The organism is Cryobacterium sp., assembly GCF_026786305.1.
Lineage (GTDB): Bacteria > Actinomycetota > Actinomycetes > Actinomycetales > Microbacteriaceae > Cryobacterium.
Genome location: NZ_JAJAYI010000089.1, coordinates 24738 through 50499, shown reverse-complemented (window position 1 = coordinate 50499; position 25762 = coordinate 24738). Strand labels below are relative to the sequence as shown.

Genomic DNA, 25762 nt, shown 5'->3' with positions numbered 1-25762 from the left:
TTCCTGCACGCAGGGGGTCGCGACAGGCTCGACCGACGGATGTGCTAGTTGGACTGCGTCTTCGGCTCGGGCTCGAATACGTCGGGCACGCCGTCGTTGTCGGCGTCGAGCGCCTCTTTTTCGGCGATGAGACGGTAGTGGCGGTTGCGTGCGCGCAGAATCGCAGTGGCCAGCAGTGCAGCGAGCAACGAACCAACCAGGATGGCGATTTTGGCGTGGTCGTCGTGAGGGCTGCCCTGGCCGAAGCCGAGTTCACTGATCAGAAGCGACACGGTGAAGCCGACACCGGCCAGTGTTGCCACACCGATGACGTCGATCCAGGCAAGATCGGGGTCGAGTGTCGCCCTGGTCGTCTTGGTGACGATCCAGGTCGCCAGCAGTACCCCGATTGGTTTGCCGATCACGAGGGCGACGACGATTCCGACGGCGACCGGGTCGGTGATAGCGCGGAACAGGCCGTCGACGCCACCGATGGTGACTCCGGCCGAGAAGAAAGCGAAGACCGGAATGGCGATGCCGCTCGACAGCGGGCGGATGCGATGTTCGAGGGTCTCGGCGAGGCCAGGTCCGGCGTCCGGCCCGCCACCGCGCTTGCTACGCAGCACCGGGACGGCAAAGCCGAGCAGCACACCGGCGACGGTCGCGTGCACACCCGAGCCGTGTACCAGAGCCCAAACGATGAAGCCGAGCGGCAACAGGATCAGCCAAGCGCTCCAGGCGCGGGTGCCAAAGAAGTACGAGAACTTGTGCGTCAGGATCCAGAACAGAGCCAACGGAATGAACGCCACAATCAGCAGGATGAATGAAATGTCGGTGGTATAGAAGAACGCGATGATCGCAATCGCCAGCAGGTCGTCGACCACTGCCAGGGTGAGCAAGAAGATACGCAGCGCGGCCGGTAGACGAGAGCCGATGACGGCGAGCACAGCCACGGCGAAGGCAATGTCGGTCGCGGTGGGAATGGCCCATCCGCGCAGGGCATCCGACCCCGAATTGATGTTGATCAGCGTGTAGATGAGCGCGGGAACGATGACGCCGCCGACCGCGGCCGCGACCGGGACGATGGCCCGGTTGACGGTGCGCAGGTCGCCGGCGACGAATTCGCGTTTCAGTTCGAGCCCGGCCAGAAAGAAGAAGATAGCGAGCAGCCCGTCGGCGGCCCAAGTGCCGAGGCTGAGGTTCAGGTGTAGGGGTTCAAACCCGATCTTGAAGTCACGGGCGGCGTAGTAGGCATCGGCGAGTGGCGTGTTCGCCATGATGAGCGCTGCGACGGTTGCCACGAGCAGAATGGCTCCGCCGACGGTCTCCTTGCGCAGGATCGCCGAGATACGCACGAATTCGAGGTAACGGCCGCGGCGAAAAACGGGTTCGGCCGGCGGGCGAGGAGTGGTGGGCAAGCGTGCAGGTTTGGTCACAGGGATCCTCTGGTTCTGGGGCGCGACTTCTGGAGGCGCAGCGAAATTGTGCCGACCAGACTTCCCGGCTCACCATCAAGCAGGATACACGACCCGTCTGGGTGGGGCCCAGCGGGGGAGGAGGCCGCAGCCTACGATTGTGTGTGACCAGCCGATTGTTCTTGAGGAGTGCTTGTGACAAACCCCCTGTTCTCGAATCAGCCCGGCCCGTCGAATCAGCCCCGCATTCCGAGCCAGCCTGCTGGTGCCGCCGAGCCTCGTGTTGTCGCACCGCCGGCATCCGCTACCCCGCTTGAGACGGTGATCGCGACGGTCGCCCGGCTGCGCGCGCCCGGCGGATGCGCGTGGGACGCGGACCAGACGCACGCCTCGCTCGTTCGCCACCTGGTCGAGGAAACCCACGAACTGATCGAGGCGATCGAGGAAGGCACCCGCGACGATCTGCTCGAAGAACTCGGCGACGTTCTCTATCAGGTGATCTTTCACGCCGATCTCGCCGCGCACACCGCCGAGGAGAACTTCGATATTCAGGATGTCGCCGCACGCCTGACCGAGAAAATGGTGGGGCGGCATCCACACGTGTTCGGCGATGTGACCCTCGACACCGCCGCCGAGGTCTCGGCCGCGTGGGACGGTTTCAAAGCAGCAGAGAAGCCAGGGCGCACGAGTGTGCTCGACGGTATTCCAGCCGGAATGCCGGCGCTCGCCCTCGCCGACAAGGTCCTCGGCCGAGCCGAAAAGATCGGCCTGCTTGAAACGGATGCCGGCTTCCCGCTTCCGATCGAATCCGAAGCCGATCTGGGCCCCCTTTTATTGGCCATCGTCGCCTCGGCCCGGGCGCAAGGCCTCGACGCCGAGCGTGCCCTGCGCGCCGCCGTGCGGGACCTGCAGGGCGAAATTCGCGGCGCTGAGGCGCCGGATCATAACGACCCCGACGCCTTTGACGCCGGAATAATCGGTCTCCCCTCCTAACGCGGGCCGGGCAGAGCGTCTACGCGATGCGACTGCCAACGGGGAGTTTGGTGGCGGGGGTACGGGTGCGCCGCCACGCCCAGGCCAGGGCGCCCGCGCCGAGCAGCAGGTGCATCGCGAGCCCGATGAACCAACTCGGCACCGCGCCGTCGTAGGTCTCCTGCAGGGTGGGACCGTCTGAGAAGGCCTGGTCGCTGTACCCCTTGGCGGCGTCGTCACAGCCGTTGTACTCTTGGTACAACTCCGGCGGTGCCTGCGCGCTGCGCACGCCGACGGCGATCTGACCAAACAGGTCGGTCGGGTTGCCGCCGTCGTCGAAGCTGCCGGGCGCGGCATCCGCTACCACCACGTAGGGGTTCGCGGCGAGGATCCACCAGTAGGAGTCGAACCGCGGCACGTTATACGTCGAGGTCTGGGCCGTGGAGCAGACGATGTCCGACTGCTTTCCGGTCTGCTCGTCGTAGGTCGACGACACGACCTGGTAGTTCACGCTCGTGGCCTGCTGCTGCGTGGCAGCGCCGAGCAGGGCGAAAGCAATGAGCGTGCCGAGGCTGAGCGCCGCGACCACGAGATAGGTCAGCACGATGGAAAACAGCGGCCTGGTCAGAATGCCGGACAGCCCTACTCCCACGGCCGCAATGACACCCAGCTCGGCTGCCAGCACGAGTACCGACACCGCGATGGTACCGCCGGATACCTCGCCGAGAACGACCGCGAAGATAAGAAACGGCAGCGCCGCGGCGAGAAAGGCCAGCGCCGTGATCCACGCGGCCAGGAACTTGCCGAGCACCAGTTGCCCGGTGCTGATGAGCGTGACCTGCGTGGTGGCCAGGATGCCGGCATCCCGGTCGCCGTTGACAGCGTTGCCTGACAGCGCCGGCGACACCAGCGTGCCGAGCAGCAACACCAAGAAAATGATGGTCGAGAACACGCCGCCGCCGCCCGACAGCCAGGCCGAGGTGGCCAGCCAGAGCAAAAACGTGGCGATGCCCACGAGCAGCATGAAGACGCCGAGCAGCACGTACCACGAGACGCCGCGCACCCGCTGGCGCAGTTCGAGGGTGACGATCAGCCAGAGTCCGGTCAGGAAAACCCGGTTGCGGGAGTCGTTCATTTCGTGGCCTCCGAGTCGTTCGGGGCGATACCGTGGCCTGTTTCCCGCGTGAGGTCAAGAAAAGTGTGCTCGAGGTTGCCAACGGCAGGGCCGAAATCGCACACCGGAACCCCGCGCAGCACGAGATTGTGCAGAAGAGCGGCGGCGGAGGCTTCGTTCTCCACCCGCACGAGGGTGCCGAGCTGGTCGACGCCGAGCACCTGCACGAGCGCGCCGACCACGCCGGCCGCCGCCAGCGCACGTTCCAGCGCTGCCTCGTCCAGTGAGCGGATGCGCCAGGCCCGGGCGCTCGCGCCCGCCGCCGCCACCTGTTCCGGGCTCGCGGTGCGACCGTCGGCGAGGAACACCGCGGCATCCGCCATTTCGTCGAGTTCGGCGAGAACGTGGCTCGACACCAGAATGGCGGTGCCGTCGCCGGCCAGGCGGCGCAGCAGCTGGCGCAGCGAGGCACGAGCGGCGGGGTCGAGGCCGGAGGCCGGCTCGTCGAGCAGCAGCACGCCGGGGGAGTGCACGAGCGCCCGGGCCAGGCTCAGGCGTTGTTTCTGGCCGCGCGACAGCACCCGCGACGGCCGGTCGGCGAAATTATCGAGGTCGGTCAGGGCGATCAGCTCGTCGGCGCGCACGGCGGCCTGCTCACGGGTCATCCGGTACATGCGCCCGGTGGTCTGAAGGGCTGCGCGGGCGCTCAGGCTCGGCCAGGAACCGAGGGTGTCGGGCATCCATCCCATGATGGCGCGCACGCGTTCAGGCTCGGTGACCGGGTCATGACCGTTGATGCGGATGGTGCCCGTGGAGGGGGTGAGCAGCGTGGCGAGCATGAGCAGCAGCGTTGTCTTGCCCGAGCCGTTCGGTCCGATCAGGGCCGTGACCGAGCCGGCGGGAACGGTCAGCGTGGCATCAAGCAGCGCGAACACACTGCCGAACGCCCGGCTGACCCCGCTCACCGCGATACCGCTCGGCGTCCTGGCCGCCGAGTCTGAAACTGTCATGAATGACATACGTACTCCCCTTTGTCCCGAGTCTAGGGGGTGGGTTTTCGGTGCGGGCGGTGAATCGCGCCGAGAGCAACTGAGAGAATTACCCCATGGCTATTGCAGTGACCCCGCCGCGCGGCATGCGCGATTTTCTCCCCGCCGACAAGGCCGTGCGCGAGCGTTCCCTCGGTATCATCCGTGAGAGTTTTCGTGCGCACGGCTTTGACGAGATCGAAACTCCGGTCATGGAAGATTCCACCCGCCTGCATTCCGGGCTCGGCGGCGACAACGAGAAGCTCGCTTTTGCGGTGCTCAAGCGCGGACTCAGCGCAGCGGATGTTGCCGCCGCCGCCGAGCGGGACGACCTGCTGTCCCTGGCCGACCTGGGACTGCGCTTCGACCTGACGGTGCCGCTCGCTCGTTTCTACGCCACCCACCGCGCCGCGCTTTCGCCCGTGTTCCGGTCAATTCAGATCGCCCCGGTCTGGCGGGCCGAACGCCCGCAAAAGGGGCGCTACCGCCAGTTCATGCAGTGCGACATCGACATCATCGGTGAGGCCGGCCCGCTCGCCGAGATCGAACTGATCACGGCAACGGCCGCGACGTTGACCAAGCTCGGCCTCACAGGCTGCTCCATCCGCGTCAACGACCGGCGCATCCTCTCCGGCCTGCTCGCCCACTGGGGCGTCGCTCCAGGCCTGACCGAGCGGGCGCTGATCGTGATCGACAAGCTCGACAAGATCGGCGTCGACGGCGTGGCTACCGAACTGGGTACCCTCGGTATCGTCGCTCCCGGTCTGGCCGAGCTGCTCACCCGGCTCGGCAGCGGCGGCTGGACCCTCGGTGACAGCGCGCCCGCCTGGCTCGACCCGGAGGCATTCGCCGGCCTCACGGCACTGCGCGCCGCCCTGCCCGGCGTCGACCTCGAGTTCGACCCGACGCTGGTGCGCGGCATGGGTTATTACACCGGAACCATTTTCGAGATCTCCCACCCCGACCTGGGCTATTCCCTCGGCGGCGGCGGCCGCTACGACGGCATGATCGGCCGGTTCCTCGGCACCGACGTGCCAGCCTGCGGGTTCTCGATCGGCTTTGAACGCATCGTTGACCTGCTGCACGCGGATTCCGCATCCGCTGAGCAGGCGGTCGTGCTCGTGCACGACAAGGACGCCGATCCCGCCAGCCTGGTCGCCCTCAAACGCGACCTCGTGGCCGGGGGACTGCGTGTGCGGCTGGAACGCCGCACCAAAAACCTCACGGCCCTGCTCGACCGGGCCGGTGCGGCCGGCTACGGACGCTTCGCGTTCGTGACGGCCGACACCGATGCGGCCAGCGACCTCGATTTCAAACCGCTCGGCGCCTAAGCCAGCCGGGCCGGCTCAGCGGATCCGACGATGGGTTTGGCTAGACTGACATCGCCCGGATCACCCGGCACCCCCCACCTTCATCCCGCCCCATACCCCGGCGTCTACCCAGACGTCCACCCCGACAAATCAGGAGACAGTTGTGGCCCTAATTGAGGCAGTAGACGCACGCGAAATTCTCGACTCCCGCGGCAACCCGACCATCGAGGTCGAGGTTTTGCTCGGCGACGGTACGGTCAGCCGTGCCGCGGTGCCGTCCGGCGCGTCTACCGGCGTGTTCGAGGCGTATGAGCTGCGCGATGGTGACAAGGCTCGCTACCAGGGCAAGGGTGTGCTGAAGGCCGTCGAGGCCGTCATCGACGACCTCGGACCCGCGGTCGAAGACATCGACGCGACCGACCAGCGCATCGTCGACCTCGTGCTCATCGAAGCCGATGGCACCGATAACAAGGAGCGCCTCGGCGCCAACGCCATCCTCGGCGTGAGCCTTGCGGTGGCCAAGGCCGCCGCGAGCTCGGCCGGCCTGCCGCTGTTTCGCTACCTCGGCGGCCCGAACGCCCACACCCTGCCGGTGCCCCTGATGAACATCATCAACGGAGGGTCGCACGCCGACAACGATGTCGATATTCAGGAATTCATGATCGTTCCGCTCGGTGCCGAGTCGTTCAGTGAGGCCCTGCGCTGGGGCGTCGAAACCTACCACTCGCTCAAGGCGCTGCTGCAGTCCAAGGGCCTGTCCACCGGTCTCGGTGACGAGGGCGGCTTCGCCCCCAACCTGCCGAGCAACCGGGCCGCGCTCGACCTCATCGTTGAAGCCATCACGAACGCCGGCTACGTTCCCGGCCGGGACATCGCCCTCGCTCTCGACGTCGCCGCGAGCGAATTCTTCAAGGACGGCAGCTACAACTTCGAGGGCAAGAAGCTCTCCGCCGAAGAGATGAGCGCCTATTACGCCGAGCTCGTCACCGACTACCCGCTCGTCTCCCTCGAAGACCCCCTCGAAGAAGACGATTGGGACGGCTACGTGCACCTCACCGCGTCGCTCGGCGACAAGGTGCAGATCGTCGGAGACGATCTGTTCGTGACCAACCCGGTGCGCCTGGCAAAGGGCCTCGAGCGGGGGGCCGCGAACTCGATCCTGGTCAAGGTCAACCAGATCGGCACCCTGACCGAGACGATGGATGCTGTCTCCCTCGCCCAGCGCGCCGGCTACACCGCGATCATCTCGCACCGTTCCGGTGAGACCGAAGACACCTTCATCGCCGACCTCGCCGTGGCGACGGATGCCGGCCAGATCAAGACCGGTGCCCCCGCACGCAGCGAGCGTGTGGCGAAGTACAACCAGCTGCTGCGCATCGAAGAGGAACTCGGCGAGGCCGCGGTCTACGCCGGCCGCACCGCGTTCCCCCGCTTCACCGCGTAACAACAGCACAACAGCACAACCGGGCTCCCGACCACCGAACCTTCGGCTGGTCGGGGGCCCACAGCTACACTCGGTACCATTTTCGAGCGACAGCCGAACACGACCAGCCAGCGAAAGGAGTTGCCGTGAACCAGAAACGCCCGGGTTCCGCACCGCAGAAGTCCCAGCAGCGGCAACCCGCCGTCTCGGAGGCGGACACGCCCGCCGGCGGCTGGCTGCGCAGCATTCGCTTTTCGGGCTTTTCGCTCGCAATGATGGTCGTTCTCGTGCTCGCCGTCGTCGTGCTCGCCCCGAGCCTGCGTACCTACGCCGAGCAGCGGCAGCAGATCAGCCAGCTCAGCGCGATCGTCGCCGACCAGAAGGCCGAGGTCGATCAGCTCACCAGCCAGCGGGAACGCTGGAATGACCGCACCTACGTCACAACGCAGGCACGCGAGCGACTGTCCTACGTGCTGCCCGGCGATATCAGCTTTCTTGTCATCAACGACCTTCCGGTCGCCGCCCCGCTCGAAGCGGATGCCGCACCGGTCAGCACCAATATTCAAAGCACCACAGTCGATTGGCTGAGTTCCTTGTTCGCCTCCACCATGACCGCTGGCCTCGCTCAGCAAGCCGCAGCGCCCGAGAAGTCAGAGCCAACGACGGTGGCCCCGTGACCCGGCCGCCGTTCCACCCGTTCACCCCGGCCGATATCGACCTCGTCTCAGCCCAGCTCGGTCGCCCGGCCCGTAACGTCGTCGGAATCGCCGCCCGCTGCGTTTGCGGCGCGCCGACCGTGGTCGCCACCGCGCCGCGTCTGGCCGACGGCACCCCGTTTCCCACCCTGTACTACCTGTGCCACCCGGCGGCGACCGCAGCGATCTCCTCGCTTGAGGCCACGCAAGTTATGAACGAGTACAACGACCTCCTGGCCGACGATGACGGCGTGCGCGCCGCCTATGAGCGAGCGCATGACAGTTTTCTGTTCGACCGCGAGCAGCTCGGCAGTGTACCGGAAATCGCCGGCATCTCCTCGGGCGGCATGCCGAGCCGGGTCAAATGCCTGCACGCCCTCGCCGCACACTCCCTGGCTGTCGGGCTGGGCGTGAACCCGATCGGTGACCTCGCGCTCGAGCGCGTGGCCTGGTCACCCACGGTCTGCGTCTGCGTGGACTACTCCATTGATGCGCCTGTGAAATCGACAGCCGTGCACCCGACAGCCGAGCTCGGGTCGGTTCCCGAGTGAGCGCGACCGCCCGCCGAGTCAGCACCGGCGTTGCGGTGGCACTGGCCACGGCACTGTTCGGCAGTACCATCGCTGGCTCCGTCGCGTTCGACGCGTCCGCCGCCCACGCCGACCAGATTCGCGACCTGCAATACTGGCTCACCGACTACGGTTTCACCGGGGCCTGGAACACCACCCGCGGCGCCGGCGTCACCGTCGCCGTCATCGACTCCGGAGTCGACGGCAGCGTCGCCGAGCTGAACGGGGTCGTGACCGGGGGAACGGATGTCTCCGGCCTCGGCTCCGCCGACGGCCAAACTCCGGTCGCCGGCGACGACGATAACGGCGAACACGGTACCCTCGTGGCCTCGCTTCTGGCCGGTCGGGGCACCGGGGACGGTACGGGCCTCATCGGAGTGGCCCCGGAAGCGTCAATTCTGGCGGTCTCGGTCGGGTTTGGCAGTACCCGTTCCGCGGTGAGCAACGATGACCAGATTGCGCAGGGCATCCGTTGGGCTGTCGACAACGGGGCCGACGTGATTAATATGTCGCTGACCCGCAACACGCTGTACTGGCCGAAGAGTTGGGACGACGCCTTTCTGTACGCCTTTGAAAACGATGTCGTCGTCGTAGCCGCAGCCGGTAACCGGGGGAGTGGCACGACCGAGGTCGGCGCTCCCGCAACGATCCCCGGCGTGTTGGCGGTCGGCGGCGTGGATCGCAACAAGACCGCGAGTTTCGATGCCTCCTCGCAGGGCATCACGATCGCCGTTTCAGCGCCCAGCGAGAAACTGGTCGGCGTCATGCCCGATTCGTCCTATGTGCAGTGGGACGGTACCAGCGCGGCTGCGCCGATCGTGTCCGGGCTCGTTGCCCTGGTGCGGGCCGCGTATCCGAACCTGGATGCGGCGGGCGTCATGAACCGCGTCGTCGCCACCGCGAACCCAAACGGGCAGTCCGTGCCGAGTCCGATCTACGGAAACGGCCTGATCGATGCCACCGCCGCCGTGACCCGCTATGTCGCTCCGGCGACCGGAGCCACCCCCAGCGAGCTGCTCACGGAGTGGATCACGCTGCACCGCCGCGCCGAGATCGAGGTCGTTCCCACCGAGGTGCCCGTCGCCGAGGCCCCGGCCGCTGCTGACGCCGACCCGGCGCTGCCCGCCGAAAATATGCTGACCGCCTGGCTGCCGAACCAGCTGACCTTGACTTATATCAGCCTTCCGCTCGCTCTCCTCGTAGGGTTTGGTATCCTAGTAACGCTGTTCGGCATTGGGGCCACTCGGCATATCAAGCGAATTCGCGGAAACCCCAAAGATTTCGCACCATCATAATCATGTAGGAGGCCTTCTTATCGTGCCCAAAATTCTCATTGTTGGTGGCGGCTACGCCGGTTTTTACACGGCATGGAAGCTCGAGAAATGGCTGCGATCCGGCGAAGCCGCGGTCACCATGGTTGACCCGCTGCCGTACATGACCTACCAGCCCTTTCTGCCGGAGGTCGCGGCGGGGTCCATTGAACCGCGTCACGCGGTCGTGTCGCACCGTCGCCACTTGAAGAAGACCAACGTCATCTCCGCCAAGGTCAGCTACGTGAACCACGCCGAAAAGACCGCCACGATCACCCCGCCGATCGGCGAGCCGTACGAGTTCAAGTACGACATCGTCGTGGTCACCGCCGGTTCGGTGTCGCGCACGTTCCCGATCCCGGGCGTCGCCGACCAAGCCATCGGCCTCAAGACCATCGAAGAGGCTGTCGCCATCCGCAACCGCGTGCTCACGAACTTCGACAGGGCTTCGGCGCTGCCGGCCGGACCCGAGCGCGAGCGTTTGCTCACTTTCGTCGTGGTTGGTGGCGGTTTTGCCGGCATCGAGGTCTTCGCCGAGCTGCGCTCCTTCGCCACCTCGCTGCTCACCCTGTACCCGGAGATCAGCTTCGAAGACACCACCTTTCACCTCATCGAAGCCATGGGCCGCATCATGCCCGAGGTCTCGCTCAAGACGAGCCTGTGGGTCATCGATAATCTGGCCGGTCGCGGTGCGCAAATTCACCTTGACACTCAGCTGACCAGCGCGGTCGACGGCAAGATCGAGCTTTCCAGCGGAGAGACCTTCGAGACCGACCTCATCGTCTGGACGGCCGGCGTCATGGCCAACCCGACGATCGTGCGTCACACCGACCTGCCCATCGAAGAGCGCGGTCGCCTGCAGGTTCGCGCCGACCTGCGCGTCGGAACTGAAGATGACATCGTCGCTGACGCTTGGGGCGCCGGCGATGTGAGCGCCGTTCCGGACCTGAGCGGTGGCGGCGTTGGCGGCAACTGCGTGCCCAACGCGCAGAACGCTGTGCGCCAGGGCAAGCTCCTCGCCAAGAACCTTGTTGCCGTGCTGCGCGGTGAAGCCCCGACGCAGTACCTGCACAAGAACCTGGGTGCCGTCGCCGGCCTCGGCGTCGGAGTCGGAGTGTTCCAGTCCGGTAACCTCGCCATCACCGGCTTGCCGGCGTGGTTCGCACACCGCGGCTACCACGGACTGGCCATGCCGAGCTGGGAACGCAAGCTGCGCGTCATCGGGGGCTGGATCAACAACGTGTTCCTCGGTCGCGATGTCGTCTCGCTGAGCGCCACCGCCAACCCGCGCGCCGTGTTCGAAGAGTTCGTTTTGCGTCCCAAGCCGACGGTCCCGGCCGCCGCCCCCGCCGCCAAGGCGCCGAATGCCCCGCGTGCACCCCGCGCGCCGCGCAAGCCCACCGTTGAAGCTGCTGCACCGGATACCGCCGCTCCCGTCACCAAGGCGCCCGCCGCCCAGGCTCCCGTCGCGGAGAAGGCGGCCGCTGAAGCATCCGCTTCGAAGTAGCGTTCTCTGTAGGTGCTGCCGGGCGATACCCTCGCCCGGCAGCACCTACGCTGTAACTGCCCGTTATCGGGCGCGCCCCCATAGCCCAATTGGCAGAGGCAGACGACTTAAAATCGTCACAGTCTGGGTTCAAGTCCCAGTGGGGGCACCACTTCTTAAACCTCTGCAGCCCAGCGTTTTCAACGGGTCCATAATGTTCAACCGCGCAATTATTCTGCCTCTGCCCACATGTGCATAAGCGCGCGCCCGATTCAAGGCCGTTGCGACCGCGCCGAGGTCAGCATCGAAGAGATCAGCCTAGACGTCCAGGTCATCGCAGTGGGGGTCGTGGCCACGTAGTCGTTCTATGGCTTTAGCGGTGTGCGCTATGTTCGCCGTGCCCGCCACGACGAGACCGCCACGACGAGACCGCCACGACGAGACCGCCACGACGCGACCGCCACGACGCGACCGTCACGACGCGACCTGAACGACGCGATCAAGAAGACGCGCCCAGAGCCCCTGGGCAGTTAACCCAGCGCGAGCGGATGCGGAGCACCCACGCGAAACGGGGGCTGTACGATCGGATTTCCGATCGTACAGCCCCCGTTACGGTGCCGCTAAGCGAACTAGTTGTTGATGGTGGAACGCTTGAGACTCGTGGCGTCCTCGAGGGACAACTCGACGTCGGCAAAGGCCTGGTCATCCGCGAAGGACTTCGAGCGCGCGATGCGGTAAATGATCAGTCCGTAGAGGCACTTGGCGAGGATGTCGGCCACGGAGTAGCCGATTTGCAGGCCGACCCAGGCGTTGGCGCCGTCAATGCCAATTCCGGGCAGGAGGTAGGCGATCGGGTAGACGCCCCACGTGGCCAGCAGCAACAACCGCAGCAGGCTGATGGTCTTGCGGACCGTGGCGGGCTGGCGATCCAGCGACCGGGTCAGCTCCACGAAGAGCACGTACAGGATGTACGCGAACGGAATCGAGGAGAGCGCGCCGAAGATGCCACGGGTGAGGTTGTCCGCGGCCATCTCGCCGGGGTAGCCGAGGGCGATCATCAGGGCTGCGGCGGGAATCAATCGTGTAAGCAGGCTGCTTTGCACCTTGCGGGCCAGCGCCAGAACCGCCACGAGCTCAAGCAGCAGCAGGGGCACAGTGAGCAGCCAGTCCACGTAGCGGTAGCCCTCGTTGAAGGAGGCTCCGGCGACCTGAACATAGTCTCCGCGGCCGCCGACGGCCTCGGTCACGAACGCTTCGGTGAAGGAGTTGAAGATGCGGAAGTAGTGGTACGCCGCGATGCCACAGACGATGGCCGCGACGGTCAAAGCTTGGCGGTACCGCGGCAGCACCCGCTTGAGACAGATGACGAGAAAAACAGACGTGAACAGCTGCGAGGCGATCACGAGGGAGAACACGTTGTAGATGGTGTTGTACTGGATCTGGGTTAGGGAGTCAGGAATCATGATGTCCTCTGGTGTCCAAGAGCATTCGCTGAAATTACAGGGATCGAACCGAAAATGAGGCAAGTAGCTGTGTGATTTGCAAAAACCTGCTCATAACGTAATGCTACACGGCAGATGTCGTAAAGAGAGCTATCTAAACCCGACAAATGATTCGAGTCTGAGAATGTCCCCTGTTAGTGAGCCACGGCATGCGCCAGCCCGTGAACCAGTATGGCCAACGACGGCATTGCCGCTGTAGCGGCGGTTCTCGAATTGCGCTGGTTGACCGGTATTTGTCCTCTCAAGATAAGACCGGCCGATGCCTGACTCCTCCCGCCGCAGTTCCGGTTCAGCCCGGTGAGCGCCCGAAACGCACGCCGCGTCACCGCTAGGCTGATCGCATATCTTTCGATCTGCACCCCGCACGTGATCGAGTGAGAAGGAGCAGACATGACGCCCGCCGTGGACGCTCCCCTCGTGGTGCTGGGCGCGGGACTGGCCGGGCTCACGTTGGCGGCCCGACTGGCCCGAGAGCGATCCGGCCCACGGGTTGTGGTGCTGGAACCGCGCACGGCCTATCAGGACGACCGCAGCTGGTGTTTTTGGCGACCGGAACAGCACGATTTGTCGCACCTGGTGTCGCAACGCTGGAAAACATGGACTTTTTCAGATGCCGCGGGCGTCACTGTTCGCCATCAAGTGCCCGGACTGGCCTACCAGTACGTTCGGGGCAGCGATTTCTACGCGAGCGCGCAGGCCGACATCGCCGAGTCGCCGCGCGTCGACCTGCGCCTCGGTGTTCGTGCCGGGACGGTCGCTGCGGTCTCGGGCGGCGTTCGGGTGGAGACCAGTGAGGGTACCCTGCTGGCCTGCCAGGTGATTGACACCCGGCCACGGGCTGCCGAGGCGATGCTCTACCAGAGCTTCGTGGGCGTCGAACTTGAACGTGACCATCCGCTGCCGTTCGACCCTCGCGAGGTGACGTTGATGGGGTCCCTTGCCGCCGACTCCGAGGGCTTGCGTTTTGTGTACGCCCTGCCGCTCGGACCGAACCGCGCGATCGTGGAGTGGACCCGTTTCGGTCTGGTTCCGATCAATCGGGAGCGCTTGGTCGGCGAGCTGGACCAACTGCTCACCGGGCTCGGCCTGGCCGACGCTCGCCGGGTGCGCACCGAGGGCGGCGTGTTGGCCATGGGACTGGGCCGGCAGGCCGCACCGCCGATCGCAGGCGTGTTGCCCGCCGGTAACGCCGGCGGGGCGCTGCGGGCCGCCTCTGGCTACGGTTTCCTGCGCATTCAGCGTTGGGCCCAGCTGTGCACGGAGCGCTTGCTCGCGGGCCGCGAGGCGGTGGGACACCCGGAAGAACCTCGACTGCGACGCACCTTCGATCGCATTTTTTTGCAGGCCGTTCGGGCGCACCCGGAGCGCACCGCGGAGTATTTTCTCGCCCTTGCCCACGGCGTTCCTCCGGCCGGACTGGTGCGTTTTCTCAGTGATGGAGCCCGGGCCGCGGACTACGCGCGCATCATCTCGAGCCTGCCGTGGAGCCCGTTCATAGCCCAGCTGGCCGCGCCCACCGTGTTCAGCCCGGCACCGACCGCGACGGCCGCCACCGCGACGCCAAGCACGAGCACGAGCGCAAAGCGATGACCGGCCAGGCCGCTCCGCCCCGCTCGGGGGCCGCACGTATCACGCCGCGGCGGCATCGCGTGCCCATCGAGACGCTGGTGTTCTCCAGCCTGGCCCTTGCCACCCTGGCCGTGCTCGGGCTGGGCCTGCCACTGCCCTCGCCCACGGTTCAGGTCGTGCTCCTGGGCGTTCTCGTGGGCGTTCTGGGCCTGCCCCACGGCGCTCTCGATCCGCTGATCGCGCGCCGTGTCGGCCTATGGCGCACCCCGCTGGGCTTTGCAGGGTTTAACGCGGCGTACATTCTTGTCGTGGTCGGCGTTGTCCTGCTCTGGCTGGTGGCCCCGGTGGCGAGCCTGGTCGTGTTCCTGCTCGTGTCGGCCCTGCACTTCGGGTCCGATTGGAACGCCGACCGGGCACTTTGGCTGCGGTTTCTCGCCGGGTTCGGGCTGCTCAGTGTGCCGGCGCTGTCGCATCCCGAACAGGTGAGTGCGGCCTACGTCGTGCTGGCGGGTGACGGAGGCGCGATGGTGGCCAGAGTGCAGGAGTGGCTGGGGCCGCTCGCCCTGGCCGGTCTGCTTCTGGCGGCACTGGTCGCCCTGCGGCACCGGGCACACGAAAGCGTCGAAATCGTGCTCGCGACCGTGCTCGCCCTCGCAACGGAGCCGCTGGTCTTCTTTCTGCTGTACTTCTGCGCCCTGCACAGTTTTCGGCACCTGAAGGCGGGGTTCCACGCCGAACGTGGCGGCGGACGGCTGCCTGCCCTGATGGTGGTGGTCTACACCGTTGTGCCCCTGCTCGTGGTGGGAGTGTTGCTGGTCAGTCTCGGCACCGGCGGTGCCATGAGCGAGCAGATTCTGCAGGTTGTGTTCATCGGGTTGGCGGCGCTCACCGTGCCGCACATGATCGTGGTGGCCCGCGAAAACCGTCACCGACGGGCGGCTGTTGCCGGTCAGCAGGAGACGTCACCGATCTGACCCGAGCGAGCTTTTCACAATTTCTGCGCCTCGTCCCGCTAAACGATGAACGGCAGCGCGAACGTGTTCAGCGCGGTGGCCAGCCGCGCTCTCAGGGACCCATCATGCCGGGCCGACGTCCGTCACGGTGAACGATCCATAGACGAGGACTCACCTCCCTCCAACATGCAGAAAACGACAGCAATGCGCCACTCTCTGGCGAGACATCGATCGTGGCTGACTTATGACTGTGCCAGGGGAGCCAGTGCGTGCCTCGGGGGCGTCGTCCACTCGGTGAGTGTGGATTCCACTATCGCGGTGGCGTTGTCCGAGTCAGCCGAGAAGCTGAGACCCGGCGGGGGCCATTTCTTAGAAGGTCCTGTGTCGGCAGGCGTGACTCTGGGGGCATGGGCACAGACATCCGACCACGCATCCTTTTCGCACGAACCGCTATCCCCGCCGTCGGCGTCATCCTCGCAGTCATCGTCAGCGGGTTGGTGTTGAAATCATCGGCCGGCTGGACGTCCATGGAAATGGATGTGCTCCGCCAGGTGAACAGTGCGCACACCCCGCAACTCGACTGGGTTGCGCTCGGGATCGACTGGCTGTTCGAATCGGCCGTGGCGACGATACTGGTGCTGCTGGGAACCGGCTCGATCCTGCTGGCTACCCGGCGACCGCACGCTGCGATCCGCTTCCTGTTGATCGTGGTGATTCCCACGTTGGGCGCCGATGCCATCAAATTACTCGTGCACCGTGCACGTCCCGACATCCCGTCCCTGTCCCACGTCTTGGTGCTCGAACCGGGCGGGCTCAGCTTTCCCAGCGGACATACCAGTTTCGCCGCCTGCTTCTTTCTGGGCTTCATCGTCGCCACGGCCGGTCAGAGGTGGCGCCCGTTTTTGATAGCAGCGGCTGCGGTTGTCGTGCTCGGGACGGCAGCCTCCCGGGTGTATTTGGGGGTGCATTACCCGTCCGACGTGGCGGCATCGATCGTGTACTCGATCGCCGCCGTGACGCTGGTTGAAGCTGCATGGCTGCTGGTGATGTCAGACTGGAACGAACGTCGATCCGGCCTCCACGCTGGACCCGCCAACGGAGGAGCCTCGGATGCCCGCTGAGATCATGACTCGCGCCCGACTGCTGCTGATTGAGGACGATGCAAAGCTCGGTCCAATGATTCAGGACGTGCTCACAGAAATCTACGATGTCACCTGGGTCACCGACGGTGCCGAAGGCTTGGCCGTCGGCCTCGCCAGCGAGTTCGAGGTGATGGTCATCGACCGACGCCTTCCCGCGCTGGACGGACTGGGCGTCGTCGAAGCCCTCCGCCGCAAACTGATCACCACCCCCATCCTTCTTCTCACTGCTCTCGGAACCACCGGCGACAAAGTGGCCGGGCTGGACATCGGCGCCAACGACTACCTCGTCAAACCGTTCGAGTTCGATGAACTGTTCGCCCGGTTACGAGCCATCCGTCGGGTGTTCACCGGTGAGGGCCGCGCGTTGCTCGTGGGTGGTTGGGAGTACTATCCGGACAGTCGCACAATCTATTCCCCGTATGACGGGCGCATCCTTCTCACGGCCAAGGAGAACGAGCTGCTCAAACTCCTGGCTGAAGCCCCGCAGCGCACGTTCTCCCGGCAGCAGATCCTGCATGCCGTCTTCAGCGCCGCGGACACCGCCGGAACGGTGGATACCTACGTGCATTACCTTCGGCGCAAGACAGATACCAACATCGTCCTCACCGTGCGCGGCCAGGGCTACCGCCTGGGACAACCATGACCCGCAGGAAACTCCCCATCGTCGACAGCGACACCCTGGCCATTCGTCGGGCGTCACGTATCGTCGGCACCCGAATCGCGATCGCCTGCGCCGCCGTTGTCGCGGTCGTCATCGTTGCCGTGTTCGTTTACATCCTGTCCGAAATCTCGCCCGGTGAGCTGTTTGAACCGGTGCCGGACACCGACAACCTGCAGGTCAGCGCCATCGGGCTTCTGCGCGCTGCGACGGTATTGGGCGTGGCCCTGATCATTCTGGCCGGCGTGATGAGCTGGCTGGTCACCGGGCGGGCCGTGCAACCCCTCGGCGAGGTGCTACGCATCCAGCGGGCCTTTGTCGCCGACGCGAGCCACGAACTCCGAACCCCACTCGCTGTGCTCGACGCCCGCCTGCAAATTCTGCAACGCGCCCTGTCTGCAGGCGACCCGTCCTCCGCGGTCGTCGCGGAGCTGCGCCACGATGCGAAAGACCTCATCCACATCGTGAACGATCTTCTCGAATCGGCGGAAATCGGCGGCGCTGCGGTGAATGACACTGTCGTCATCAATGTACCCGCTGCGGTTGACGCCGCCGTGCAGTCAATGGCGCTCATTGCTGTCGAGAAACACATCACCATTGAATTGGATGCTCCGGAGCCCGCGTTCGCGCGTGTGCCAACATCCGGCATGACCCGGTGCGTTGTGGCCCTACTGGACAACGCTGTGCGGTTCGCTCCCAGTGGATCGGTCATCTCTGTGGACGTATCCGTGACCAAGAAGACAGTGTCGGTCACGGTGCGCGACCGCGGCCCCGGAATTCAAGGTATTGACCCCGCCCGTATTTTTGATCGGTTCGCGCACTCCGGAACTGCTGTGGATGGCGGTGGCGATGCCCGAACCGGTTTTGGTATCGGCCTGTCTCTCGTGCGGGAAATCGCGGTGCGCTACGGCGGATCCGTGAACGTCGTCGACAGTTGCGACGCTGGCACAGCGATCAGGCTCACCATTCCGCGGTCGAAGCAGGCCTGAACCTTAGCCGCGATCTACGAGTACGTTCTCACCGGGACCGCGAAATGACCGCACATTCGTGGATCCCGGTGCCCGTGGATCGCTTCTGTGAGAAGTCTTAGACGTCGACGTGTTCGCTGGTTCTACCGACCCCATCGAAGGAGGAACACTTGTCCACGACCTCAACCCTTTCCATCACCGTTTCACCGTTGCGGCACATTCTGACCAAGGTGCCCGAGGTGACCCTCATCTTCTGGGTGATCAAAGTGCTCGCGACCACCGTGGGGGAGACCGCAGCGGACTTCTTGAACGTTGACCTCGGTCTGGGCCTCACGATCACCTCGATCATCATGACGGTACTGCTCGTCGCCGCACTGGGCGTGCAGTTCACACTGCACAAGTACACCCCGGCCATCTATTGGCTGGCGGTGGTGCTGATCAGTGTCGTGGGCACCCTCATCACCGATAATCTCACCGACAGCCTCGGCGTACCCCTGTGGGTCACGACGGTCGTCTTCGCCGTGGCCCTGGCCGCGATATTCACCGTCTGGGCTATCTCGGAGAAGACCCTCTCCATCCACTCCATCTTCACGCTTCGCCGGGAGGCGTTCTACTGGCTGGCCGTGTTGTTCACGTTCGCCCTCGGCACAGCGGCGGGTGACCTCGTCGCCGAGGGGTTGAATCTCGGTTTCTTCGTCGCCCTTCTCGTCTTTGCTGCAGCCATCGCCCTGGTCGCCGTGGCGTACTTCGTCTTTCACCTCAACGCCGTGCTCGCCTTCTGGATCGCATACATCCTGACCCGCCCGCTGGGCGCGTCCACGGGCGACCTGCTCTCCCAGCCCCTCGCCGACGGCGGGCTGGGGCTCGGGACCACAGCAACGAGTGTGCTCTTTCTGGCCGTGATTCTCATGCTGGTGATCGCCCTCACCCGCCGCTCTCGCACGGCGGACGCACAGCTGACGACGACCGTCTAAATCCAGAGTGCGGGCAGCGGATCCCCGGCCCCTCCTCAGGAATTTCATAGAGAGCCCCTGCAGCATGAAAACTATGATCGTTACCGCACTCTCCGCGTCTGGATTCCTTGATCCACAATCGGTGATCGCGGGTGCCGGCGTCTGGGGCCTCGCTGGCGTCTGCGCCATCGTCTTCGTGGAGACCGGCCTGCTCGTCGGGTTCTTCCTCCCCGGCGATACCCTGTTGTTCTTCACCGGTGTTCTCACTCTCAGCGGTGTTATCAGCCAGCCGCTCTGGGTTGTCATCCCGGCCATTGCCCTGTCCGCCGCGATGGGCGATCAGCTCGGCTACATCATCGGGCGCACGTCGGGCCGGAGGATCTTCGACCGTCGCGATTCCGGTCTCTTCAGCCGCAAGAGCGTCGCACGAACCCAGGGCTTCTTTGATCGGTTTGGCCCGGCGGCCGTCACGATCGCCCGCTTCGTGCCCGTCGTGCGCACCTTTGCTCCCGTCGCGGCCGGTGTCGGCAAGATGCCGCGGCGCGTGTTCACGATGTTCAACATCGTCGGCGCTGTGCTGTGGACGAGCGCGGTCGTGCTCCTGGGCTTCGGGCTGGCTCACGTCCCCGGAGTCGCTGCATTCGCGGCACGGTACATTGATCTCGTGCTGATCGGGATCGTCGTGATCTCTGTGGTTCCGGTCCTCATCAGAGCCACCGTTACTCACCGACAGAAGTCTCGCGCGTGACCATCGACCTACCGTTCTGCGGCAGCGGTTCTGAGGCGTCTCATCCTGGTGTCATCGACGGCACCCCAGGGTCGAGGACATGACCGTCAATGTGCTCACGATCCGTCTACAACGGGTCACGTCGGTCACCGTGTGAAGGTGCTCGTGACTGAGGATGACGTGCGCATCGCGGATGTCATCCGTCGCACCCTCACGGAATCCGGCTATGCCGTGGATATTGCCCACACAGCCCCGGACGGGCTGCAGGCCTTCGAAATTGAAACGTACGATCTGGTCATTCTCGACCTAATGCTCCCGGGACTGCCGGGCGGAGGGATGGACGTGTGCCGACGCATCCGCTTGATAGATAAGAACGTGCCGGTGCTGATGCTCACCGCACTGGATTCCATGCGCACCAAGGTGGAGGGCCTCGACGCCGGCGCTGACGACTATATCGTCAAGCCGTTCCACCTCGTCGAGCTGCTGGCCCGCGTGCGCGCACTGCTTCGACGATCACCGCGCGCACACGCACCCATGCTCCAGGCGCAGGGAGTCACCCTCGACCCGGCCACCCGCACCGCAAAGCGTGCGGGACGCACGATCGAATTGACGGCGAAGGAATTCGCCGTTCTCGAATATCTGATGCGCAACGCGGGCACCATTATCAGCGCCACCGAGCTGATAGATCATGCATGGGACAGCAACTACGACGGGTTCAGTAACGTCGTACAAACCTACATCCGCTACCTCCGGCAGAAGCTGACCGCACCGGGTGAAGCCGACATCATCGAAACCCGGCGCGGCGCCGGATACCTGATCCATGCGGATCGTTGATGTTTCGCCGCGCGATTGTTCGACTCACCGTGACCTACACGGTGGTACAGCTGGTGCTGTTCGCCGCTTTTGCCGTGGGAATTTACGTTTTCGTCACGGGTACCTTTGATTTCGACGCGGCCGAATCCGATGGTGCCGGCGCGCTCAACGCGGCGGAGCAGGGCTTCGCCAACCTCCGTGCCGGTTTGCTCGTGCTCTACGCCGTGCTCATAGTTCTGATACCCATTTCCAGCTTTGTCATGGCACGCGCAGCCCTCGCGCCGGTGCAGAAAAGCTACGATCTGCAGCAACGCTTCGTCGATGGCGCTTCCCACGAGATGCGCAGCCCGCTCAGCATCATTCAGGGCGAACTGGAACTCGCTCTGCTCACAACCCGCACCCCCGCCGAGTAGGAGCCGGCGATGCAGACCGCCCTGGAAGCCGTCGACGGGCTGACCCTACTCGCCAACGACCTGCTGTTACTTTCCCGCGGCGCCGGAACCGAGCTCAAGAAAACCTACGAACTCGTCGACCTGAACGAGGTCGTCCGGCACGATATCGACGCGCGCGTAAGCAACCCCGCGGATGCCGCTCGGCTGGTTGCTGGCCGGGGAAGGGCCACGGTCGTTCTGGGCTCCCCGGCGTTGCTCGCGCGAGCGATCGGCAACGTCGTCGACAACGCCCTCAAGCTCACCCCGACGCCGGGCACCGTCACCGTCGGCACCGACACCCAGAACGGCACCGGCAGGATCACCGTGCGTGACACCGGAATCGGCATGACGACAACGACCTGCAGCACGTCGTCGACCGTTTTTGGCGATCCGACCGGGCCCGATCCCACCCCGGGCACGGCCTCGGCCTCGGCCTCGGCCTGGTGCAGCAGATCATCCAGGCACACGATGGCCGCATCACGATCACCTCGCAGGCCGGCGTCGGTACGAGTGTCACGGTGAACCTTCCACTCCGCCCGTAATCCGACTGCGCCGGACTGGCTCTCACGCTCATCTCACCTGCCCCGCTCTAACGTCGAAATATGGCCCCGCAGTCGCGGAGCCCACTCTCGAAAGGCACACACCATGCAGAAGAAGATGAAAATTGGCAGCGGCGCAGCACTGGCCGTGGCGCTGGCCGTCGTCGGCGGCATCACCCTCACCGCCGGAGCCCAGGCCACTCCCGCCAGCCCGTCCTCCTCGAGCGTTGAACCCGCCGCGACGTCGGCCGACACCGGCAACGTGCAGAACGAGGTCGAAGACGGCAGCAACGACGGCGAAACCGCCGACGAAACCGGCGTGGAGTCCACCACGGAATCTGGCACCGGGTCTGGTACCGACAACACGAGCGACGACATCAACGGCGTCGCCGTCGAAGACGGCACACAGGACTGACCAATCAATGAATGGTGGCCGGGGCACACGTGCGCCCCGGTCACCGGCGAGGCCGCGTTGCAGCTGTTGCAGCTCGATCGGCCTGGGGTACGCGGTTATGGCGGTGTCCCGTCTCTCAGATTCTGGGCAGCGCCGCGTCAGTCGATGCGCAGGCCGTCGGTGAGCAGGGCGTTGCCCTCATCGATGAAGGCGCCGAACGGATCGTCGTACTCGGTGTGCGGCCAAGGGCCGGCTCACTGTTCGTAGCCGACCCGGCCGAGTAACACCCTGTCGACGCGATGCATCATGGCCGTCATTTCAGTGCCCAGTTCCGCGTCGACGCTGTCGAATTGCCAGAGGTTGGGTGATTCAACCACGCCATCAATCGATATGAACAGGCCGGCGGTCAGTCTTCGCATCAGAGTTCCTCCGGAAGGTCGGTGTGACCGGAAATGCTCGTGCCGATCAGCGCAGGCGGTCGAGGTACCGCAGAATAACGCCCTCGCGCAATGCCCAGGGTGATACCTCGAGCTCCGCAGCCCCGAACGCGGCCATCGCCGCGCCGAGCACGATGCCGCCGGCCACGATCTGAAAGGTGCGGTCGGCGGTGATGCCGGGCAGCGCCGGTCTTGCTTCGGCCGGAATGCGGGCCAGACGCGGCACCCAGTCTTCGAGCCCAGCGCGACCGAGGCGCAGTCGGTCGGCGGCACCCACGCCGTCCGAGGTCGTGCCGGCCAGTCGGGCCAGCGAACGGATCGCCTTCGACGACCCGACAATGTGTTGCGGGGTCGGCAAATGCACGAACGCACCGACCGCATCGCGCAGGACGGATGCCGCGTGCTTGCGAAGCGCCGCTACCTCTTGCGGCAGTGGAGGATCGTGGTGCAGAAAGCCGATCGTACTGCGTCCGGCGCCGAGCGGGAGCGAGAGGGCGACCTCAGGAAATTCGCTGCCACCAGCGGCGATCTCGAGAGACCCGCCGCCGATGTCGAACAGGAGGATATTGCCGGCCGACCAGCCGTACCAGCGCCGCACGGCCAAAAAGGTCAGTCGGGCCTCGTCTTCGCCCGACAACACCTGCAGGGCGACACCGGTTTCCCGTTCGACCCGGTCCAGCAGTTCGGGTCCGTTGGTCGCGTCGCGCAACGCCGAGGTGGCGAACGGCAGCAGTTCGTCGATGTTGTGCTGCTGGGCGACATTCGCTGCGTGTTGCACCGCGGAAAGAACCGCCGCGACACCCTCGTCGTTGATGGCGCCCTCGGGAGTGATGTAGCGCATGAGGCGCAGCACGCTCTTGTCGGCAGCCATCGGCACCGGCGGGGCGCCTTCGTGCGCGTCGACAACCAGCAGGTGGACGGTATTTGAACCGACGTCGAGAACTCCTAGGCGCACATGTGTACGATACAGCCTGCGGCGGCCTAGCGCTGGGTCGGCACGACGAACCGCTGCCAGGCCCACGCACTCGCGCACAACGCGGCAAAGGTTCCAGCAGAGATCCCCAGCGCCAGCCCGGTGCCCTCGCTCCGCAATTGCTCGACCATCGGGGCGAGTGCCGCGAACAGAATTCCGTAGGTGACGACGGTCAGGCCGGTCCACACGGGCGGCGACCAGGCCAGAATGCGGCGCCCGCTGGTGTGCCCGATGGGCACCAGAATCAGCACCGCCGAGCCGATGGCAGCGAGCACGATCGTGTTGCCCGTCTCGGCCGCGAGCGAGGTGACGAAATCGCTGGCGCCGGGCAGTAGCGACCCGAGCGACCAGGCGAGCACGGCTAATGCCGCGAGAGCGCCCACCCGCACGGCAGCGAGCTGGCCGCGCTGCGCCGGTGTGGGGTGCTGGGGCGTGGGATGCGCGCCGGCCAGGCCCGCAGCATCCGTTTTGGCAAAGAGGGTGACGCTGCCGAGTAGCCCGAACAGCAGTGCGGGGTGCACGTCGAACAGGCGGGATGCGATTGCTGCGGCCGCGATGAGCAACAGATAGCTCGGCAGAAATATGACCGTTCCGTGCAGCCGCAATACGCGCGAACTCCACCACAGCGGAACCAGCATGGCCACCGCGTTGACCAGCACCAGCCCGATGATCACGGCGACGAGCAGGCGCAGGTAAGCCGGCTGGTCAATGACCGGGCCGGACAGCATGACAAACGTTGCCGCAGCAAGCAGTGCCGCGCCGCCGCGCACCCACCGGTTGAGATGCATGGTCGGTGCGACCTCGAATTCTTCGCGCACGCGGTTGCGTCCCGCCAGTGCTGGCAGCGCCCGAGGGGGTCGGCCGCTGCGGGTGCGTGAAATGGTGCCCGCGAGCATGCGCAGGGGCACCGCAATCAGCACCAGCGCACCGAGGGCGAGCAGACCGGCCTGCAACCAGGGAAACCGTGAGCCGTTGCCGCTCGGGCCGATGGCCGCGGCAAACCGGGTCGGGTCATTCCACTGACCCGGAAAAACGGAGGCCCCCTCCGCCGCTTCTGGCTCCGCAGCTTCCGGGTCGGGCGCGCCGGCACCCGGCGTCGGCGTCGGCGTCGGCGTCGGCGAAGGCTCGGTCGTCGCACCGGGCACGGCCACCGAACCGTCGGGTGACGGCGAGGCCTCGGCGCTCGGGGTCGGTGCGACCGGTGGCGTTGCAGAGGCGGACTCAGAAGGCGTCGGGGTCGGTGTCGTCTCGGAGACGTAGCTGACCGACGCGGGCGTGCTGCCTGCACCGACGTTGCCGGCGGCATCCTTCTGCACGGCGATGATCGAGTACGATCCGGCGGCCACTCCGCCGGCCGAGCAACTCCAGGATCCGCCGGTCACCGGGGCGGAGCAGACCGAGTAGGCGCCGGCGAACACCGTCACCGTGGCGCCGGTTTCCCCGGTGCCGGTGTACCGGGCGCCAGCGACAGAAACCTGGGCGCCAGCGCTTGGAGCCGTCAGGACCGGGGCATCCGGTGCGGTGACGTCGAACACGATCGTGACCGGCGCGCTCGAGTTCGACGATGACGGGCCGCTGAACGATGAACGCTGGCTCGCGGTCACGTCCCGGCTGCCGTTCGTGAGGGGGCCCGAGAACAGACAGGCCCAGGCGCCGGACCCGTCGGCGGTGCTGGAACAGGTGTCACCCTTCGGCAGCAACGCGGTCACGGTGGCTTGGGGATGCCCGGTTCCGCGCACCCAGCCGTTGGAGTCTGAGCCGCTCAGTCCGCCGAGCACCGTCGGTGCGCCGAGCACAGCGACGGTCATCTCATCGCCGAGGCTCGAATCACCGGTGACGACGACGTGCAGCGTGATCGCCGGACCGTTTTGCAGGTAAATATTGTCACAGGTCCAGGTCGTTGCCACCTCGGCAACGATGCACAGCGGGTCCCCGCCGCGCGGAGATAACAACTGAATCTCCTGGTTGGTTTGCTTTGACCCCGACACGCTCGTGCGATTGCTGCTGATGAATTGGCCGCTACCCGGGCTCACAATCTGAGGACTCGTTGCCGGAGGGGTGGTCGAGTTGGGGATGGGGAGAGGGTTCTCGGTGGCCGAGGGGGTCGATTCGGCGTCGGTTGCCAACGGTGCCGCCAACGGTGCCGCCACCGGTGCCGCCAACGGTGTCGTTTCGGGCGTCGAGGTCGTCAGCAAATCCGCAGCGTGCACCGGCGACAGGACCGGGGCCGCCAGGGTGATGGCGCAGCCCAGCAGTAGCGCAACGACGGTCGTCCGGGCGCGTGGAGACCGCGCCCAGACGCCCCGGACTGCGATACGAGCTGATTCGGACACAACTCACCCCCTGAACAATTTGACGGGCAGTAGGCGGTAAAGTCAACCTCCCACGCCCCGAGAAAAGTA

The 25762-nt window shown here is 65.6% G+C and carries 24 protein-coding genes, 1 tRNA gene and 1 pseudogene; 19 read left to right on the top strand and 7 right to left on the bottom strand.

Features of this window, described 5'->3' with window-relative positions; all coding sequences use genetic code 11:
• Positions 1-44: 44 nt before the first annotated feature.
• Positions 45-1415, bottom strand: coding sequence for a Na+/H+ antiporter NhaA (gene nhaA, locus LH475_RS11585; RefSeq protein WP_196843192.1), 1371 nt, complete (start codon positions 1413-1415; stop codon positions 45-47).
• Positions 1416-1589: 174 nt separating this feature from the next.
• Here nhaA and LH475_RS11580 point away from each other — a divergent pair, with 174 nt between their 5' ends.
• Positions 1590-2387: a MazG family protein gene (locus LH475_RS11580; RefSeq protein WP_297414145.1), complete on the top strand. Its 798-nt coding sequence runs from the start codon at positions 1590-1592 to the stop codon at positions 2385-2387.
• A gap of 19 nt (positions 2388-2406) precedes the next feature.
• Here LH475_RS11580 and LH475_RS11575 read toward each other — a convergent pair whose 3' ends face one another.
• Both LH475_RS11575 and LH475_RS11570 read right to left on the bottom strand, forming a co-directional pair.
• A complete protein-coding gene (locus tag LH475_RS11575; RefSeq protein ID WP_196843193.1) occupies positions 2407-3501 on the bottom strand; it encodes an ABC transporter permease in 1095 nt (364 codons plus the stop codon).
• The gene (locus tag LH475_RS11570) at positions 3498-4490 is read right to left on the bottom strand and encodes an ABC transporter ATP-binding protein (protein WP_196843194.1); all 993 of its coding nucleotides are present in this window, start codon (positions 4488-4490) and stop codon (positions 3498-3500) included. Before LH475_RS11570 ends, LH475_RS11575 begins: the two co-directional genes overlap by 4 nt.
• A 95-nt stretch (positions 4491-4585) precedes the next feature.
• On the opposite strand from LH475_RS11570, the gene hisS reads away from it, so the two are divergent.
• The 7 genes from hisS (at position 4586) to LH475_RS11535 (ending at position 11473) form a co-directional block, all read left to right on the top strand.
• On the top strand, positions 4586-5839 hold the full coding sequence (hisS, locus tag LH475_RS11565; protein WP_196843195.1) for a histidine--tRNA ligase: 1254 nt from the start codon (positions 4586-4588) through the stop codon (positions 5837-5839).
• Positions 5840-5981: 142 nt separating this feature from the next.
• Positions 5982-7262 (top strand): phosphopyruvate hydratase, encoded by a 1281-nt coding sequence (gene eno / locus LH475_RS11560; RefSeq protein WP_196843196.1) that lies wholly within the window; start codon positions 5982-5984, stop codon positions 7260-7262.
• 125 nt (positions 7263-7387) lie between these two features.
• Entirely contained in the window at positions 7388-7918 is a 531-nt protein-coding gene (locus LH475_RS11555; protein WP_196843197.1) for a septum formation initiator family protein, read from the top strand.
• Positions 7915-8487 (top strand): DUF501 domain-containing protein, encoded by a 573-nt coding sequence (locus LH475_RS11550; RefSeq protein WP_196843198.1) that lies wholly within the window; start codon positions 7915-7917, stop codon positions 8485-8487. Before LH475_RS11555 ends, LH475_RS11550 begins: the two co-directional genes overlap by 4 nt.
• Positions 8484-9800 (top strand): S8 family serine peptidase, encoded by a 1317-nt coding sequence (locus LH475_RS11545; protein ID WP_297414141.1) that lies wholly within the window; start codon positions 8484-8486, stop codon positions 9798-9800. The genes LH475_RS11550 and LH475_RS11545 overlap by 4 nt, the downstream gene beginning before the upstream one ends.
• Before the next feature lie 22 nt (positions 9801-9822).
• The gene (locus LH475_RS11540) at positions 9823-11322 is read left to right on the top strand and encodes an FAD-dependent oxidoreductase (protein ID WP_196843200.1); all 1500 of its coding nucleotides are present in this window, start codon (positions 9823-9825) and stop codon (positions 11320-11322) included.
• 74 nt (positions 11323-11396) lie between these two features.
• Positions 11397-11473: transfer RNA gene (locus LH475_RS11535), tRNA-Leu, on the top strand.
• A gap of 457 nt (positions 11474-11930) precedes the next feature.
• Here LH475_RS11535 and LH475_RS11530 read toward each other — a convergent pair.
• Positions 11931-12764, bottom strand: coding sequence for a bacteriorhodopsin (locus LH475_RS11530; RefSeq protein ID WP_196843201.1), 834 nt, complete (start codon positions 12762-12764; stop codon positions 11931-11933).
• 429 nt (positions 12765-13193) lie between these two features.
• Between LH475_RS11530 and LH475_RS11525 the strand changes: the two genes are divergently transcribed.
• From LH475_RS11525 to LH475_RS11475, 11 genes and pseudogenes are all read left to right on the top strand, one after another.
• A complete protein-coding gene (locus LH475_RS11525; RefSeq protein ID WP_196843202.1) occupies positions 13194-14393 on the top strand; it encodes a lycopene cyclase family protein in 1200 nt (399 codons plus the stop codon).
• A gap of 59 nt (positions 14394-14452) precedes the next feature.
• Positions 14453-15346 carry a Brp/Blh family beta-carotene 15,15'-dioxygenase gene (locus tag LH475_RS11520; RefSeq protein WP_196843203.1) on the top strand — a complete coding sequence of 298 codons (894 nt, stop codon included), beginning with the start codon at positions 14453-14455 and terminating at the stop codon, positions 15344-15346.
• Positions 15347-15732: 386 nt separating this feature from the next.
• Positions 15733-16446, top strand: a complete 714-nt coding sequence (locus LH475_RS11515) for a phosphatase PAP2 family protein (RefSeq protein WP_297414137.1) — start codon at positions 15733-15735, stop codon at positions 16444-16446.
• Positions 16436-17110: a response regulator transcription factor gene (locus LH475_RS11510; RefSeq protein ID WP_297414135.1), complete on the top strand. Its 675-nt coding sequence runs from the start codon at positions 16436-16438 to the stop codon at positions 17108-17110. The genes LH475_RS11515 and LH475_RS11510 overlap by 11 nt, the downstream gene beginning before the upstream one ends.
• Entirely contained in the window at positions 17107-18114 is a 1008-nt protein-coding gene (locus LH475_RS11505) for a HAMP domain-containing sensor histidine kinase (RefSeq protein WP_196843205.1), read from the top strand. The genes LH475_RS11510 and LH475_RS11505 overlap by 4 nt, the downstream gene beginning before the upstream one ends.
• A gap of 149 nt (positions 18115-18263) precedes the next feature.
• Complete coding sequence (locus tag LH475_RS11500; RefSeq protein WP_196843206.1) at positions 18264-19067, top strand: hypothetical protein; 804 nt, start codon at positions 18264-18266, stop codon at positions 19065-19067.
• Between the two features lie 73 nt (positions 19068-19140).
• Positions 19141-19794 (top strand): DedA family protein, encoded by a 654-nt coding sequence (locus tag LH475_RS11495; RefSeq protein WP_196843207.1) that lies wholly within the window; start codon positions 19141-19143, stop codon positions 19792-19794.
• A gap of 144 nt (positions 19795-19938) precedes the next feature.
• On the top strand, positions 19939-20607 hold the full coding sequence (locus tag LH475_RS11490) for a response regulator transcription factor (protein ID WP_297414131.1): 669 nt from the start codon (positions 19939-19941) through the stop codon (positions 20605-20607).
• Positions 20607-20999, top strand: a complete 393-nt coding sequence (locus LH475_RS11485; RefSeq protein WP_297414129.1) for a histidine kinase dimerization/phospho-acceptor domain-containing protein — start codon at positions 20607-20609, stop codon at positions 20997-20999. The genes LH475_RS11490 and LH475_RS11485 overlap by 1 nt, the downstream gene beginning before the upstream one ends.
• A 9-nt stretch (positions 21000-21008) precedes the next feature.
• A pseudogene (locus LH475_RS11480) lies at positions 21009-21559 on the top strand (HAMP domain-containing sensor histidine kinase).
• A gap of 103 nt (positions 21560-21662) precedes the next feature.
• A complete protein-coding gene (locus tag LH475_RS11475) occupies positions 21663-21971 on the top strand; it encodes a hypothetical protein (RefSeq protein ID WP_297414125.1) in 309 nt (102 codons plus the stop codon).
• Between the two features lie 233 nt (positions 21972-22204).
• On the opposite strand, the gene LH475_RS11470 is transcribed toward LH475_RS11475, so the two are convergent.
• From LH475_RS11470 to LH475_RS11460, 3 genes are read right to left on the bottom strand one after another with little or no spacing between them, the layout of a single operon-like run.
• Positions 22205-22369, bottom strand: coding sequence for a hypothetical protein (locus tag LH475_RS11470; RefSeq protein ID WP_297414123.1), 165 nt, complete (start codon positions 22367-22369; stop codon positions 22205-22207).
• 46 nt (positions 22370-22415) lie between these two features.
• Positions 22416-23342, bottom strand: coding sequence for a Ppx/GppA phosphatase family protein (locus LH475_RS11465; RefSeq protein WP_196843213.1), 927 nt, complete (start codon positions 23340-23342; stop codon positions 22416-22418).
• 26 nt (positions 23343-23368) lie between these two features.
• Entirely contained in the window at positions 23369-25693 is a 2325-nt protein-coding gene (locus tag LH475_RS11460; protein ID WP_297414116.1) for a hypothetical protein, read from the bottom strand.
• Positions 25694-25762 lie beyond the last annotated feature (69 nt).

Bases quoted from the DNA above. Each gene is read 5' to 3' on its own strand.
- LH475_RS11570 (WP_196843194.1), bottom strand. From the start codon at position 4,490: ATGACAGTTTCAGACTCGGCGGCCAGGACGCCGAGCGGTATCGCGGTG.
- hisS (WP_196843195.1), top strand. From the start codon at position 4,586: ATGGCTATTGCAGTGACCCCGCCGCGCGGCATGCGCGATTTTCTCCCC.
- LH475_RS11485 (WP_297414129.1), top strand. From the start codon at position 20,607: ATGTTTCGCCGCGCGATTGTTCGACTCACCGTGACCTACACGGTGGTA.
- LH475_RS11575 (WP_196843193.1), bottom strand. From the start codon at position 3,501: ATGAACGACTCCCGCAACCGGGTTTTCCTGACCGGACTCTGGCTGATC.
- LH475_RS11525 (WP_196843202.1), top strand. From the start codon at position 13,194: ATGACGCCCGCCGTGGACGCTCCCCTCGTGGTGCTGGGCGCGGGACTG.
- LH475_RS11495 (WP_196843207.1), top strand. From the start codon at position 19,141: ATGATCGTTACCGCACTCTCCGCGTCTGGATTCCTTGATCCACAATCG.
- LH475_RS11505 (WP_196843205.1), top strand. From the start codon at position 17,107: ATGACCCGCAGGAAACTCCCCATCGTCGACAGCGACACCCTGGCCATT.
- LH475_RS11515 (WP_297414137.1), top strand. From the start codon at position 15,733: ATGGGCACAGACATCCGACCACGCATCCTTTTCGCACGAACCGCTATC.
- LH475_RS11510 (WP_297414135.1), top strand. From the start codon at position 16,436: ATGCCCGCTGAGATCATGACTCGCGCCCGACTGCTGCTGATTGAGGAC.
- LH475_RS11530 (WP_196843201.1), bottom strand. From the start codon at position 12,764: ATGATTCCTGACTCCCTAACCCAGATCCAGTACAACACCATCTACAAC.
- LH475_RS11475 (WP_297414125.1), top strand. From the start codon at position 21,663: ATGCAGAAGAAGATGAAAATTGGCAGCGGCGCAGCACTGGCCGTGGCG.
- LH475_RS11470 (WP_297414123.1), bottom strand. From the start codon at position 22,369: ATGCGAAGACTGACCGCCGGCCTGTTCATATCGATTGATGGCGTGGTT.